The sequence below is a fragment of the Variovorax sp. ZS18.2.2 genome (genome assembly GCF_024701975.1).
Taxonomy (GTDB): domain Bacteria; phylum Pseudomonadota; class Gammaproteobacteria; order Burkholderiales; family Burkholderiaceae_C; genus Variovorax.
Genome location: NZ_JANLNM010000001.1, coordinates 573688 through 587313 on the forward strand (window position 1 = coordinate 573688; position 13626 = coordinate 587313).

Annotated in this window: 14 protein-coding genes; 11 read left to right on the forward strand and 3 right to left on the reverse strand. The window is 67.1% G+C overall.

Annotated elements, in window-relative coordinates:
* Positions 1–59: 59 nt before the first annotated feature.
* From NU688_RS02840 to NU688_RS02890, 11 genes are all read left to right on the forward strand, one after another.
* On the forward strand, positions 60–368 hold the full coding sequence (locus NU688_RS02840) for a DUF2160 domain-containing protein (protein ID WP_257859028.1): 309 nt from the start codon (positions 60–62) through the stop codon (positions 366–368).
* Between the two features lie 91 nt (positions 369–459).
* The gene (locus NU688_RS02845) at positions 460–2193 is read left to right on the forward strand and encodes an ABC transporter substrate-binding protein (RefSeq protein ID WP_257859029.1); all 1734 of its coding nucleotides are present in this window, start codon (positions 460–462) and stop codon (positions 2191–2193) included.
* A gap of 134 nt (positions 2194–2327) precedes the next feature.
* Positions 2328–3359: a dialkylrecorsinol condensing enzyme gene (locus NU688_RS02850; RefSeq protein WP_257859030.1), complete on the forward strand. Its 1032-nt coding sequence runs from the start codon at positions 2328–2330 to the stop codon at positions 3357–3359.
* Complete coding sequence (locus NU688_RS02855) at positions 3349–4485, forward strand: beta-ketoacyl-ACP synthase III (RefSeq protein ID WP_257859031.1); 1137 nt, start codon at positions 3349–3351, stop codon at positions 4483–4485. Before NU688_RS02850 ends, NU688_RS02855 begins: the two co-directional genes overlap by 11 nt.
* A gap of 2 nt (positions 4486–4487) precedes the next feature.
* Positions 4488–4883, forward strand: coding sequence for a hypothetical protein (locus NU688_RS02860; RefSeq protein WP_257859032.1), 396 nt, complete (start codon positions 4488–4490; stop codon positions 4881–4883).
* Positions 4880–5860 (forward strand): BtrH N-terminal domain-containing protein, encoded by a 981-nt coding sequence (locus NU688_RS02865; protein ID WP_257859033.1) that lies wholly within the window; start codon positions 4880–4882, stop codon positions 5858–5860. Before NU688_RS02860 ends, NU688_RS02865 begins: the two co-directional genes overlap by 4 nt.
* A gap of 3 nt (positions 5861–5863) precedes the next feature.
* The gene (locus NU688_RS02870) at positions 5864–6772 is read left to right on the forward strand and encodes an ABC transporter ATP-binding protein (protein ID WP_257859034.1); all 909 of its coding nucleotides are present in this window, start codon (positions 5864–5866) and stop codon (positions 6770–6772) included.
* Between the two features lie 13 nt (positions 6773–6785).
* Entirely contained in the window at positions 6786–7943 is a 1158-nt protein-coding gene (locus NU688_RS02875; RefSeq protein WP_257859035.1) for an ABC transporter permease, read from the forward strand.
* 49 nt (positions 7944–7992) lie between these two features.
* On the forward strand, positions 7993–8223 hold the full coding sequence (locus NU688_RS02880) for a phosphopantetheine-binding protein (RefSeq protein WP_308340291.1): 231 nt from the start codon (positions 7993–7995) through the stop codon (positions 8221–8223).
* Entirely contained in the window at positions 8220–9293 is a 1074-nt protein-coding gene (locus NU688_RS02885; protein WP_257859037.1) for a beta-ketoacyl synthase N-terminal-like domain-containing protein, read from the forward strand. Before NU688_RS02880 ends, NU688_RS02885 begins: the two co-directional genes overlap by 4 nt.
* Before the next feature lie 100 nt (positions 9294–9393).
* On the forward strand, positions 9394–9897 hold the full coding sequence (locus NU688_RS02890) for a hypothetical protein (protein WP_257859038.1): 504 nt from the start codon (positions 9394–9396) through the stop codon (positions 9895–9897).
* A 30-nt stretch (positions 9898–9927) separates the two neighbouring features.
* Here NU688_RS02890 and NU688_RS02895 read toward each other — a convergent pair whose 3' ends face one another.
* From NU688_RS02895 to mltB, 3 genes are all read right to left on the reverse strand, one after another.
* Positions 9928–11280: a carbohydrate porin gene (locus NU688_RS02895; RefSeq protein ID WP_257859039.1), complete on the reverse strand. Its 1353-nt coding sequence runs from the start codon at positions 11278–11280 to the stop codon at positions 9928–9930.
* A 586-nt stretch (positions 11281–11866) separates the two neighbouring features.
* The gene (locus tag NU688_RS02900; protein WP_257859040.1) at positions 11867–12490 is read right to left on the reverse strand and encodes an N-methyl-D-aspartate receptor NMDAR2C subunit; all 624 of its coding nucleotides are present in this window, start codon (positions 12488–12490) and stop codon (positions 11867–11869) included.
* Positions 12491–12493: 3 nt separating this feature from the next.
* Complete coding sequence (gene mltB / locus NU688_RS02905) at positions 12494–13594, reverse strand: lytic murein transglycosylase B (protein ID WP_257859041.1); 1101 nt, start codon at positions 13592–13594, stop codon at positions 12494–12496.
* Positions 13595–13626: the final 32 nt, after the last annotated feature.

Below are 13626 nucleotides of genomic sequence, written 5' to 3' on the forward strand. Positions count from 1 at the left end.
ACCCTCACCCTAACCCTCTCCCCAAGGGGAGAGGGAACAAGACAAGGAGTTAAAGAAATATGTTCGACTGGATGGTCTGGACCACCCCCGTGGCCGTTTTCTTCACCTGCATCGTCCTGATGCTGATCGGCATGACGGTGTGGGAGTTCAAGTCGCCCACCACGATGCGCCGCGGCTGGCTGCCGATTGCCACCACGCGCGGCGACCGGCTCTTCATCGGCCTGCTGTCGGCCGCCTACGTGAACCTGATCTTCATCGGCCTGGCCGGCAAGTTCCAGGAATGGCTGAGCCTGGAGGCAGAGCCCTCGATCTGGATCAGCTTCGTGCTGTCGATGTTCGTGCTCGCGCTGGTGATGCGCAAAGGCTGAGGTCCAACGATTTTTGCAAACGCGTCCGGCTCTCCGCCTCCCCGGAGCCGCGATGAAAGAACCGGGGAAGCACAACCGAGGAGACACATTCATGAAGATGCGCTACACGGCACTGGCACTGGCAGCGGCGATGTTCGCCGCGCACGGCGCTGCGTCGGCCGGCGAAGCCGAGGCCAAGAAATGGATCGACAGCGAATTCCAGCCGTCGACCCTGTCCAAGGACAAGCAGATGGAGGAGATGAAGTGGTTCATCGACGCCGCCAAGAAGCTGCAGGCCAAGGGTGTGAAGGAGGTGTCGGTCGTTTCCGAAACGCTGACCACCCATGAGTACGAATCGAAGACGCTGGCCAAGGCCTTCGAGGAGATCACCGGCATCAAGGTCAAGCACGACCTGATCCAGGAAGGCGACGTGGTCGAAAAGCTGCAGACCTCGATGCAGTCGGGCAAGTCGATCTACGACGGCTGGGTGTCCGACTCCGACCTGATCGGCACGCACTACCGCTACGGCAAGATCATGTCGCTGACCGAGTACATGGGCGGCGCGGGCAAGGAGTTCACCAACCCCGGCCTTGACCTCAAGGACTTCATCGGCACCAGCTTCACCACCGCGCCCGACGGCCAGCTTTATCAGCTGCCCGACCAGCAGTTCGCCAACCTGTACTGGTTCCGCGCCGACCTGTTCGCGCGCAAGGATCTGCAGGACAAGTTCAAGGCCAAGTACGGCTACAACCTGGGCGTGCCACTCAACTGGAGCGCCTACGAAGACATCGCCGAGTTCTTCAGCGTCGACGTGAAGACCATCGACGGCAAGCCGATCTACGGTCACATGGACTACGGCAAGAAGGACCCGTCGCTCGGCTGGCGCTTCACCGATGCGTGGCTCTCGATGGCCGGCGCGGCCGACAAGGGCATTCCGAACGGCATGCCGATCGACGAGTGGGGCATCCGTGTCGCCGCCGACAAGTGCACGCCCACCGGTGCCTCGGTCTCGCGCGGTGGTGCCACCAATTCGCCGGCCGCCGTGTACGCGCTCACGAAGTACATCGACTGGATGAAGAAGTACGCGCCCAAGGAAGCCATGGGCATGACCTTCGGCGAATCGGGTCCGGTGCCGGCGCAGGGCCAGATCGCCCAGCAGATCTTCTGGTACACGGCCTTCACCGCCGACATGACCAAGAAGGGCCTGCCGGTCGTGAACGAGGACGGCTCGCCCAAGTGGCGCATGGCCCCCGGCCCGAACGGCCCGTACTGGAAGCAGGGCATGCAGAACGGCTACCAGGACGTGGGCTCGTGGACCTTCTTCAAGGGCCATGACGCCAACAAGACGGCAGCCGCCTGGCTCTACGCGCAGTTCATCACCGCCAAGACGACCTCGCTGAAGAAGTCGATCACCGGCCTGACCTTCATTCGCGACAGCGACATCCGTTCGGACTACTTCACGCAGAACGCCAACAAGTACGGCGGCCTGATCGAGTTCTACCGCAGCCCCGCGCGCGTGGCATGGACCCCGACCGGCACCAACGTGCCCGACTACCCGAAGCTCGCGCAGCTCTGGTGGAAGAACGTGGCCGAGGCCGTGACCGGCGAGAAGACCCCGCAGAAGGCGATGGACAACCTGGCCGACGAGATGGACAACGTGATGGCGCGCCTGGAACGCGCCGGCATGGCCCATTGCGCGCCCAAGCTGAACCCCAAGGGCGACCCGGCCAAGTACCTGAGCGACGACCACGCCCCGTGGAAGAAGCTGGCCAACGAGAAGCCGAAGGGCGAGACCATCGACTACAACAAGCTGCTGGGCGCCTGGAAGGAAGGCAAGGTGCGCTGAGCGCGCCTGCCTGATTTGCACAGTGAAAGGGGCCGCGCCGGAGGGTGCGGCCCCTTTTTTGCTATGCCTATTGGGGACAGCCCCGGTCGTGGGATCGGCGCGACGGCATGACCAATGGCAGATGCGTTCTGCCGATGCTTGGCTTACATTCGACGGCCCTCGAAACCGCCCACCCAGTGACCTCCAGTTCTCCCAGCTCTGCCAGCCCCGTCGTCCGCCGCAAGCGCGTCCTGGTGATCCACTACTCCCAATCCGGACAGCTCGACAGCGTTGCCGAGCAGATCGTCGCGCCGCTCAGGGCCGACCCGTCGATCGAGGTGCACGAGGAAACCCTGCGTCCGCAGGCGCCGTTCCCGTTCCCCTGGCCTTTCATCACCTTCTTCGACGCCTTCCCGGAATCGGCCCACCTGAAGCCGCCGCCGCTCGCGCCGCTCTCGCTCACGGGCGACGAGGATTTCGATCTCGTCATCCTGCCGTACCAGGTGTGGTTCCTGGCGCCTTCGCAGCCGGTCACAGCGTTCCTCAAGCATCCGCTGGCTGCACGGCTGCTCAAGGGCAAACCCGTGGTCACCGTCATTGCATGCCGAAACATGTGGCTGCTGGCCCATGAAAAGCTCAAGGGCATGCTGGACGACGCGGGCGCGCGCCTCATCGACAACGTGGTGCTGACCGACCCCGGCCCGACGCTCGCCACCTTCTTCACCACGCCGGCGTGGCTCATCTGGGGCCGCAAGCGCGGCTTCTGGGGCATGCCCGACGCGGGACTCAGTGCTACGCAAATTCGTAGTTCGGGCCGTTTCGGCCGCGCGCTGCGCGATGCGCTGCATGGCGACCTGGAGCGCGGCACCGGGCCGCTGCTGGCGGGCCTGGGCGCGGTGCAGGCCAATGCGCGCCTGCTCATCAGCGAGAAGGCCGGCACCCGCAGCTTCTTCCTCTGGGGCAAGCTCATCATGGCGGCCGGCGGGCCCGGCGCCTGGCCGCGCAAGCCCTTGCTGCTGCTCTATGTCGTGTTCCTGCTCGCGCTCATCGTCACGGTCGTTCCCGTGAGCCTGACCCTGCAGGCGCTTCTGCGACCGTTGTTCAAGGGGTGGCTGACTAAAATGACAGCCCAATTCGAGTGCCCGTCGGGCTCTGCCACGGACCGCTCCCATCTCTATGACGACTGATGTCTTCCTGACCCGCACCGCCGCCTTCCTGCCCTTTGCCCCGGTCAGCAATGAAGACATCGAAGAAGTCCTCGGTCGTATCGGCGGCAAGGCGTCGCGCGCGCGGCGGCTGATTCTTCGCAGCAACGGTATCCAATCGCGCCACTACGCCATCGACCGCGCGACCGGCCAACTGGCCATGACCAATGCGCAGCTCACCGCCTCGGCGATCCGCGCGCTGGGCGACGACATCGGCCCGGTCGACTGCCTGGCCACCGGCACCTCGCTGCCCGACCAGCTCATGCCCAACCATGCGGTGATGGTGCACGGCGAACTCGGCTGGCCGCGGCTCGAAGTGGTGGCCTGCGCGGGCATTTGCCTCGCGGGCACCGCGGCGCTCAAGCACGCATGGCTTTCGGTGCGCTCGGGCGATGCGCGCCGCGCGGTGGCCACGGGCTCGGAGCTGGCATCGGCCGTGATGCGCGGCTCCCGCTTCGAGGCCGAGCTCGAGCACAAGCTAGAAGCGCTCGAAGAACGGCCCGAGCTGGCCTTCGAGAAAGACTTCCTGCGCTGGATGCTGTCCGACGGCGCCGGCGCGGTGCTGCTGGAGCGCGAGCCGCGCGGGCCGCTGTCGCTGCGCATCGACTGGATCGACCTGTCTTCCGCCGCGCACGAGCTGCCGGTGTGCATGTATGCCGGCGCCGACAAGAATGCCGAAGGCGGCCTCGACGGCTGGGCCCGCACCGCATCTGCCGACTGGCACCGCGACTCGACCTTCGCCGTCAAGCAGGACGTGCGCTTGTTGAACGACAACATCGTGCGCGCGACGCTGGCCGAGCCGCTCGCGGCAGTCATCGAGAAGCGCGGGCTCAAGGCGGCGGACATCGACTGGTTCCTGCCGCATCTCTCGTCGAACTATTTCGTCGAGCCGGTGAGCCGCTGCCTCGACGCCATGGGCTTTTCGATTCCGCGCGAGCGCTGGTTCAGCAACCTCGCGCGCAAGGGCAACACGGGGTCGGCATCGCCGTACATCATGCTCGACGAGCTGTTCCGCTCGGGCCGCATCCAGCCCGGCCACAAGCTGCTGATGTTCGTACCCGAAAGCGGCCGCTTCTCCAGCGGCTTCATCTATATGGAAGCGGTGTAGCCATGGACCTCGACGCAGTTCCGCAGGAGGGCAACGCGACCCTCGACGGCCATTCCAAGCTGATGTACGCGCGCGATGCAGAAGGCCGCGTCGTCACCACCACCTCGCGCGGTTGGGAGGCGGAAGAGATCGTCACCAGTCACGCGGTCGACGTGCTGGTCGAGCAGGCGAAAGAAGCGAAGGAACGGGCGAAGGCCGGCCTCGCATCGCCGCTCGAATACTGGATGTACGAGCGCCGCATGGACGTGGCGCTGCTCTCGCAGACCAGCGGCTTCTGGCAATGGCGCGTGCGGCGCCACCTGCAGCCCCGGCATTTCTCGGTGCTCTCCCAGGCGCACCTGGCGCGCTATGCCGAGGCGCTGGGCCTTCCGATTTCCACCTTGCAGGGCCTGCCGTGAACTTTCAACACCAACAGGCGGCGCACTGCGAAAGCGGCGTCATCTCCAGCCTGATGCGCCACCACGGCGCGCCCATGACCGAGAGCATGGCGCTGGGCCTGTCGTCGGCGCTGTCCTTCGCGTACCTGCCGTTCATCAAGCTGTCGGGCCTGCCGCTCATCTCGTACCGCATGCCGCCCAAGGCGATCATCAAGGGCCTGCTGGCGCCGATGGCCGCGCGCTTCAGCTTCGAGACCTTCCGCAGTCCCGAAGCCGGGCAGCAGCGGCTCGATGCGCTGCTGGCCGACGGCCGGCTCGTGGGCCTGCAGACCTCGGTCTACTGGCTGCCGTACTTTCCGCCGAACATGCGCTTTCACTTCAACGCGCACAACCTGCTGGTCTACGGCAAAGACGGCGACGACTACCTGATCAGCGACCCGGTGTTCGAGGAGCCCGTGCGCTGCGCAAGCGCCGACCTGTCGCGCGCGCGCTTCGCCAAGGGCGTGCTCGCGCCCAAGGGCCTCATGTACTACCCGCAGGCCATCGATCGCAAGACGGTCGATGCCGCCTCGGTGACCAAGGCCATCCGCAAGACGGTGCGCAACATGCTCGCGCCGATTCCCATCGTCGGCGTGCGCGGCATGCGCACGCTGGCCAACCGGATGCAGCGGCTGTCGGCCACCGATCCGCGCAGCGTCGATTTCATCGGCCACCTCGTGCGCATGCAGGAAGAAATCGGCACCGGCGGGGCGGGCTTTCGCTTCATCTACGCGGGCTTCCTGCAGGAGGCCGCGCAACTGCTCGGCAAGCCGCAGCTCACGCAGATGTCGGAGCGGCTCATCGCCATCGGCGACGACTGGCGCGCCTTCGCGCTCAAGGCGGCGCGCATGGTGAAGGGGCGGGAGCCCGTCGATCCGGCCGCGCTGGCGGGCAAGCTGCGGGAGCAGGCGCAGCAGGAAGAGACGTTCTTTCGCGACCTCAAGGCCGCCGTCGCCTGAACAATGCTCGCGCTGAAGAATCTCGGACACCGTTACCCGCACGCCACGGCCCCCGCGCTGGCCGATGTCTCGCTCGCCGTGCCACGGGGCTGCGTGCTGGGGCTGCTCGGTCCGAACGGCGCGGGCAAGACCACGCTGATCTCGCACCTCTCGGGCGCGCTCGCGGTGCAGTCGGGCGAGATCCTGATCGATGGCCAGCCGCTGCAGCAGGTGCGCGCGAAAACGCCGACCCGCATCGCGGTCGCGCCGCAGGACCAGGCCTTCTATTCGATGCTCACGGTGGCCGAGAACCTCGCGTGCTTTGCCGCGGCAAGCCGGCTTTCGGGTGCGCGCAAGCGCGAGCGCATCGAGGCCTGCATGCGCTTCTCGCAGCTCGAGTCGTTCGCGGGCGTGCGCGCCGACCGGCTCTCGGGCGGCCTGAAGCGCCGGCTCAACCTCGCGATCGCCTTGCTGCCCGAGCCCGAGCTCATGCTGTTCGACGAGCCCACCGTCGGCGTCGATCCGCAGTCGCGCGCGTTCATCCTCGATGCCATCAAGAGCCTTGCGCAGGCCGGTGCGGCGGTGATCTACGCCTCGCACTACATGGAAGAAATCGAGGCCATTGCCGACCGCGTCGCCATCCTCGACCATGGCCGCGTACTGCGCGAAGGGTCTCTCGACGATCTGCTCTCGAAGAGTGCGATGCTGCTCACGCTGGCCGCTGACGGGCTCGACATGGAAATGTTGTCGCGCTTCGGCACGGTGGAGCAGGGGGCGGCGCAATGGCGCATCCACCTGAACCCCGGCAGCGGCCCCGGCCCGGTGCTGGCGGCACTCGAAGCCTCGGGCATCGAGGTGCGCCACGCCGAGTTCGGCCGCCACGACCTCGAGCAACTCTTCATGGCCCTGACGCATCGTTCATTGCGCGACTGATCGACCGAATCTCATGCTTCCCGCGCTCATCAAGAAGGAACTGCTCGCGCTGGTGCGCGACATGCATGGCCTTGCCGTGCTGTTCCTGATGCCGATGGTCTTCATCGTGCTGATGTCGCTCACGCTGAAGGACATCTACCGCCCGCCGCTCGCGGAGCTCACCTATGCCGTCGACGCGCGCGACACCGCGACGCCCGCCAAGTGGCTGCTGCAGATCTGGCAGCGTGGCCACGGTGCGCCGCAGCCGCTCGGCGCGGACTGGCAGGAGCGCCTGCGCAACGGATCGCTCAAGTACGTGATCGTGCTGGAGCCGGGTCTTTCGGAAGAGCTGGAATCGGCCGCGCTCTCGACCAAGGCGCACATCCGGCTGCTGACCGAACCCGGCATCGACGCCAACCTGTTCAATGCGCTGCGCGCGGAGCTCATCGGCGCATCGGGCGAGTTGAAGGCGCGCCTCGCGCTGGCCGTGCCCGGCACCGCCAGCCCGGCGCCCGATGCGTCCATCCAGGCGATGGTGCAGGCCGAGCGCTTCTCCACCGCCGGCCCGCGGCCCACCTCGGTGCAGCAGAACGTGCCGGCCTGGCTCGTCTTCGGCATGTTCTTCGTGGTGGCCTCGCTCTCCAGCCTGTTCGTGCAGGAGCGCGGCTCGGGCGCGCTCGGCCGGCTGCAGAGCCTGGGCGTGTCGCGCACGATGCTGCTGGCCTCCAAGGCCTTGCCGTACCTGGGCGTGAACGCGCTGCAGGCGCTGCTCATGCTTGCGGCCGGCATCTGGTTCATGCCGCTGATCGGCGGCGATGCGCTCTCGCTCGCAGGCATCCACTGGGGCGCCTTGCTGCTCTCGCTCGTGGCCGTGAGCCTTGCCGCGGTGAGCCTGTCGCTCGCGCTGGCATGCCTCGTGCGAACCCACGCGCAAGCGGCTACGCTCGGACCGATGGTCAATGTGCTGATGGCGGCTGCAGGCGGCATCATGGTGCCCAAGTTCGTCATGCCGGGTTTCATGCAGCGGCTGGTCGAGGTCTCGCCGATGAACTGGGGTCTCGAAGCGCTCCTGACCGTGCTGTTGCGCGGCGGCGGCGTGGTCGATGCATTGCCGCAGGTCGGTCGGCTGGTCGCGTTTGCGGCCGCCATGTTCCTTCTCGCAGTCTTTCTGTTTCGCAGGCGCACATCGTGAGTACCCAGTGAGTAGCGTGACCCCTGAATTCATCGCCAGCCTCAAGACGATGGTGCTCGAAGCCGTCGAGAGAGAGGCGCCCCCCGGCGGCCTCGGCGACGACGAGCCGCTGTTCGGCCCCGAGGCGCGGCTGGACCTCGACTCGCTCGATGCATTGCAGGTGTCGATGACGATCCAGCAGCGCTTCGGCGTGCGCATGCCCGACAGCAAGGAGACGCGCCGTGCGCTGACCTCCATTGCCCATCTTGCGAATCACCTCGCGCAGGCTGGAAAAGCATGAGCGACGGCGTCTACCTCAGCTCCACCGGCCTTGCCTGCGTGCTCGGCAACGACATGCCCGACGCGCTCGACGCATTGCGGCGCGGCGGTGTGCCGCCGACGCCCGTGACCATCGCCCGGGGGAACGGCTGGCCGGTCTACAAGCTGCCGTCGCAGGAGGGCAACTGGCTCGAGCGCGTGCGGCGCACCGTGCGCAGCGTGGTCGCGCAGACCGGCGAGTGGGGCGCCCGCACCGCGCCGCTCTTCGTCGCATCGTCCTCGCTCGACATCGGCTACATGGAGTACGAGAGGCCGGACTTGCGGCTCGGCGGCGACCTGCAGGACTTTGCCACCATCGTCTCCGAGGCACTCGACTGGCGGGGCCCGGTCTTCACCATTTCCACGGCCTGCACCTCGGCGCTCAACGCCGTGCTGGCGGCTGCCGACCTGATCCGGGGCGGCGGCGCCGACGAAGCGCTGGTGCTCGGCGCAGAGCTGGACAACCGCTTCACCGCGGCCGGCTTTCGCGCGATGCAACTGCTCGCGCCGGGCAACGCGCAGCCCTTCGGCGCGCAGCGCAGGGGGCTGGTGCTGGGCGAAGCCGTGGCGGCGCTGCGCCTGGGCTCGCGGCCGACGCGTTGGCGCATCACGGGCGGCGCGAACGTGGTCGACGGGCGCAACCCGTCGGGCACCGAGGCCAGCGCCGTGCGCGCCATGTGTCAGACGGCGCTTGCGCAGAGCGGGCTGCGGCCCGAGGACATCGACCTCATCAAGGTGCAGGCCGCCGGCAGTCCCGTCAACGACGCCATCGAGGTGGAGGCGCTCAAGCAGGTGTTCGACCGGCTGCCGCCGCTGGTGTCGCTCAAGTCGTCGCTCGGCCACACGCTCGGCGCGGCGGGTGCCGCCGAGCTGGCCCTCCTGGTCGGCTGCATCGAGAGCGGCGCCTGGCCCTCGACCGACTATCCACTGGACGACACGCTGGGCATCACGCTGAGCGCCGAGCCGCCCGCGAAGCTGCGCAACATCCTGCTCAATGTGGTCGGCTTCGGTGGCGGACATGCCTCGCTGCTGCTGAGGGATTGCCACGCATGAGCGCCGCGCCGGGCCGTCCCAAGCAAGCTCGCTCCCGCTTGGCGGGAAGGCGCGCAGCGCCAAGGGTGCACCAATGAGCGCCCTGCCTAGAGATATTGCGATGAATGCCGGGATCGAGACCGTCTGGCGCACCGTCGCCCATTTCGTCGTTCATCCGCCGCCCGCGGACTGGCGCGACGAACTGGCGCGCCGCCTCGGCCGCCGGCCGCGCCGTGTCGGCCTGTGGACCGAGCTTGCGATGTACGGCGCACGCCGCTGCCTTGATGCGGCGGACGAAGCCACGCTGCCGCAGGGCGCACGCCTGCGCGTGGCGAGCCGGCGCGGCGCATGGGGCGCCACGTACACGGGGCTGGAGCAGCTCGATGCCGGCCTGCCGATGCCGTTCACCTTCATGCAGAGCCAGCCGGCGCTGATGCTCGCCGAGGTCGGCCGCTGCCTCGAGTGGCAGGGCGACGCGAGCTTCATGCTGTGCCGCGATCCCGAGCGCTTGCTGCAACTGGCGAAGCTCGGTACTCCCCGCGATGGCCTCTTGTTCGGCATCGTCGAAGAGGAGCGGAACGACGAACTGCCGCGCACCGAGTGGTGGCGGCTGGTGCCGGCCTGAGCTCGATCTGCGCAGGTCAGCGGCGGAGCGTTACTCCCACCAGGCTTCCATCTGGACACCGAAGGTGGTCGAGTTCCTGCGGCCATTGGCCCCGAAGCTGGTGACATTGGCATCGCCCGCAGCCTTGTTCCAGCTGGCACGCGTGGCGTAGATGCGGAACTCGGGCCGGGTCCAGAAGTCGGTGTTCGGCGAGAACGCCACCGCGATCGTGCCCTTGTTCAGCGTCTGGCGCGGCTGGTCGTCGGTGCTGCGGCGCGTGGTCGAGACCTCGGCCAGGAGCTTCGTGTACTTGGCAATGCCGTAGGAGACACGCCCGCCCAGCGAGAAGTCCTTGGTCTCGGGGCCATCGTCCGGACGCGTGGTCTGGTAGCCGATCAGGCCCTGGCCGCCGAACCGTCCGAACTGGAAGTCCACCGAATCCAGAATGCGCCGCTGCTTGGCACCCGCCTGCGGCGTGATCACCGTGCGCTCGACCAGCGGTGCGAACAGCAGCGTGTTCTCCAGCCCGAAGCCCGGCGGCAGCAGCAGGCCCGTGGTCGTGGTGCTGTTGTCCATGTTGTAGAACTTGCCGCTGAGCGAGGCATGACCCGTCGATGCCTGCACGATGAAGGTGTTGTTCAGGCCCGGCAACAGGTCCTTCTGGATGTGCATGAGCCCCAGCGCCCCGCCGTCTCGGCCCTTGGCGAAGTCGCCCGAGATCAACCCACCGGTCACCGTGAGCTTGCCGCCCGGGTTGGTGGGGATGTCGCGCCATTGCACATTGATGCGCTTGGCGTTGTTGGGATTGCCATTCTTGTTGTCCACCGAGTCGGCGGTGTGCAGGGCCACGTTCAGGCGGCCGATGCCCCACAGCGGGATGTCGTCGATGCCCGCGCCGTAGTTGTCGCCGTCCTCCACCACCCACTTGTCCACGATGTGCACGTCCTGGATGCGGTGGTAGCGCTGGCCGGCCCAGAGGGTGGCGGCGTTGCCGAAGACGCCTGTGAGGGAAAAGTAGGCCTGCGCGGTGCCGCTCTTGCCGTTGTAGATGGTGGGCATGTAGAACACGCCCCACTTGATGCCGTCGCCCAGGTCGAACTTCTTGCCGATGCCGAACTCCAGGTAGTTGTCGCCCTCGTTGCCCAGGCGGTACTTCTGCAGGTCGCCGCCCAGGGAGTAGCCACCTTTGAGCTTGCCCTTGCCGGCGCTGAAGAAGCCGCCACGGCCGTAGCCCCAGAACTCCAGGCCGGTGGCGTCGTTGATCTTCTTGACGAACTCCTTGGTGGGGTCCTTGGCTTCGGCCTGCGGGGGCTCGTCGGTTTGCTGGGCCTGCGCGTGGGTATGGGCGCAGAGGCCGGCGAGCAGAAGGACGGCGGTGGCGAGTTGGGTCAGTCGGGTGTTCACAGGGGATGTCTCCTTTGGTTGGGATTGGTTGTGGGAGGTGGTGATCAAAGGTGCCGGGCAAAAAAACCCGCACCAGCCTTTGGCGGCAGTGACAGATACAGGCCAAAAAGGGAAGAAGGGGCTATCGCTTCATCGGGCGACGCGATCGGTGTTCGTCAAAGGTCCATGGATCGACTCCTTCTCCTGGCGTGCGGTGAATGGAAAGGGAAGAAAAAAGGGCGTGCGTGTGCTCCGCGGAAGGCCGGGGCCTTTCGCGTGGATGGCGTCGTTGGAAATGCGCTACGCGGCTCGGCGGCGAAGCACGAGGGGCGCTATGAGCGGCGGTACGCGCGTCGCATCGCGACGGGCGGGAAAACAGGTCGTCGGCATGCTGTATCTCCTCAGTTCTGGCTGCTTCTCATGGGCAGTGTCTTGGGGTGTTCGTGTGCGCAGCGGGCGCGCTTTCCGAGGTGGCTTGTGCGTGACGGCCGCAGTGTAGGGGCGCAGTTTTGCAATGTGGCGTGTGATTTCCCGCACGCAACACGGCGTTGGCAACGCAACAAAGTGGCCGCCGGGCCGATGGCGTGATAACGCCCCGCTCCGGGGCTCAGCTTGCGGCGATGGAATGCTGCAGATTGGTGCGCGCGCGGGCCTCGAGCAGCGCGTGCATCCGGGGCGTGGCGTAGATGGCGTCGCGGTCCAGGAAGCGCTGCAGGATCGCGCGCCGGCGCGGCAGGCGCACCTCGTCGGGCACGAAGGCGTATTCGGCGTGGACCTGGCGCTCGTATTCGGCGAAGCGCGCGGGTTCGGCACCGAGGATGGAGAGGTCGATGTCGATCAGCAACTCGGCATCGCGGCCCTCGGGCACCGCGTCGTGGCGCGTGGCCATCACGAGCGCATGAATACGTTCGACTGCTTCTTCGCTCGCGCCCGCGGCCCGCAGGGCTTCGCGCGCCCAGTCGGCGCTGCGCGCTTCGTTGTCGTGCGCATGCACGTCGTAGATGGCATCGTGGAACCAGAGCGCGAGCGCCACTTCGCCGGGGCGTTCGGCCAGCGCCTTCTCGTGCTCGAACCAGGCGAGGCATTCGCCCAGGTGCTGCATCGTGTGGTAGCGGCGTTGCGGCTCGCCGTAGCGGCGCTGCAGTTCGGCGCACAGCGCGAGGTCGGGTGCTTCGATGCCCACGGCGCGCCAGGCCCCGGTCCAGTTTGCAAGCAGCGCCTCGGGCGTCAAGGTCTATTGCTCCATGGCGGCCTTGACCTCCTGGCCGAGATCGAGCACCGACATCGCGTAGTAGCTGCTCCAGTTGTAGCGCGTGATCACGTAGAAGTTGCGCGTGCCTGCCACGTAGGTGGGCGGTGCGTCGGCGCCGTTCTGCAGTTCGACGAGCGCGAGCAGGCCCTTGTGGCGGATGCCTTCGCCTTCGGGCACCGCACCGGCGGCCACGAAGCTGTCGGCACTGAAGCTCGGGAGGATGTCGGGTGCCAGCAGCAGGGCCTTCTTCAGTCGCGCCTCCTCGAAGTGCACCGGGTAGGTCGCCGGCATGCCGGGCTTCCATCCGAAGGCCTTGAAGTAGCTCGCGACCGAGCCGATCACATCGGCAGGGTTGTTGACGAGATCGATGCGGCTGTCGCCATCGAAGTCGACCGCGTACTTGGCGATGCTGCTGGGCATGAATTGCGGCATGCCCATGGCACCAGCGTAGCTGCCGAGGGGAACGAGCGGGTCTTCGGCGGTGCGGCTCTCGGTGCTCAGGAAGCTTTCGAGTTCGCCGCGAAAGAAGGCTTCGCGCTCGGCCGCGCGCGGATGGCCCTGCGGGAAATCGAACGACAGCGTGGCGAGCGCGTCGATCACCCGGAAGTTGCCCATGTTGCGGCCGTAGATGGTTTCCACGCCGATGATGCCGACGACGATTTCGGGCGGCACGCCGTACACCTGCTCGGCCCGCGCCAGCGTGGCCGCGTTGTCGCGCCAGAAGCGTACGCCGGCCGCGATGCGCACCGGATCGATGAAGCGGCTGCGGTAGGCCTGCCAGTTCTTCACCGTGCCCACCGGGCCCGGCAGCATCAGCCGCGGCACGTTGGGCAGGAAGCGCGCGCTGCCGATGGTGGCGCGCACCCATTCGCGGTCGAGGCCGCGGCGTGCGGCCACGTCGTCCGCGAATTGCATGGCGTCGTCGCGCGTGGCGTAGGGGGTGCTGCCGCGTACGGGATTCGAGGCGCCGTTGCGGCCGCTGGAGGATTTCTGGGCCGAAGCCCCTGTGGAACCTACGCAGCAAGCGACGAGAAGAACGATGGCGGCGGTGGCGCGGGAGGGCTTGGGAAGAAAGAATCGCATCGGCCGATTGTGCCGCCCGCCCGCGCGGGGCT

Excerpts from the sequence above, each read along its gene's own strand:
- NU688_RS02840 (WP_257859028.1), top strand. The coding sequence starts at position 60 with ATGTTCGACTGGATGGTCTGGACCACCCCCGTGGCCGTTTTCTTCACC.
- NU688_RS02845 (WP_257859029.1), top strand. The coding sequence starts at position 460 with ATGAAGATGCGCTACACGGCACTGGCACTGGCAGCGGCGATGTTCGCC.
- NU688_RS02850 (WP_257859030.1), top strand. The coding sequence starts at position 2,328 with ATGCTTGGCTTACATTCGACGGCCCTCGAAACCGCCCACCCAGTGACC.
- NU688_RS02855 (WP_257859031.1), top strand. The coding sequence starts at position 3,349 with ATGACGACTGATGTCTTCCTGACCCGCACCGCCGCCTTCCTGCCCTTT.
- NU688_RS02860 (WP_257859032.1), top strand. The coding sequence starts at position 4,488 with ATGGACCTCGACGCAGTTCCGCAGGAGGGCAACGCGACCCTCGACGGC.
- NU688_RS02870 (WP_257859034.1), top strand. The coding sequence starts at position 5,864 with ATGCTCGCGCTGAAGAATCTCGGACACCGTTACCCGCACGCCACGGCC.
- NU688_RS02875 (WP_257859035.1), top strand. The coding sequence starts at position 6,786 with ATGCTTCCCGCGCTCATCAAGAAGGAACTGCTCGCGCTGGTGCGCGAC.
- NU688_RS02880 (WP_308340291.1), top strand. The coding sequence starts at position 7,993 with ATGGTGCTCGAAGCCGTCGAGAGAGAGGCGCCCCCCGGCGGCCTCGGC.
- NU688_RS02885 (WP_257859037.1), top strand. The coding sequence starts at position 8,220 with ATGAGCGACGGCGTCTACCTCAGCTCCACCGGCCTTGCCTGCGTGCTC.
- NU688_RS02890 (WP_257859038.1), top strand. The coding sequence starts at position 9,394 with ATGAATGCCGGGATCGAGACCGTCTGGCGCACCGTCGCCCATTTCGTC.
- mltB (WP_257859041.1), bottom strand. The coding sequence starts at position 13,594 with ATGCGATTCTTTCTTCCCAAGCCCTCCCGCGCCACCGCCGCCATCGTT.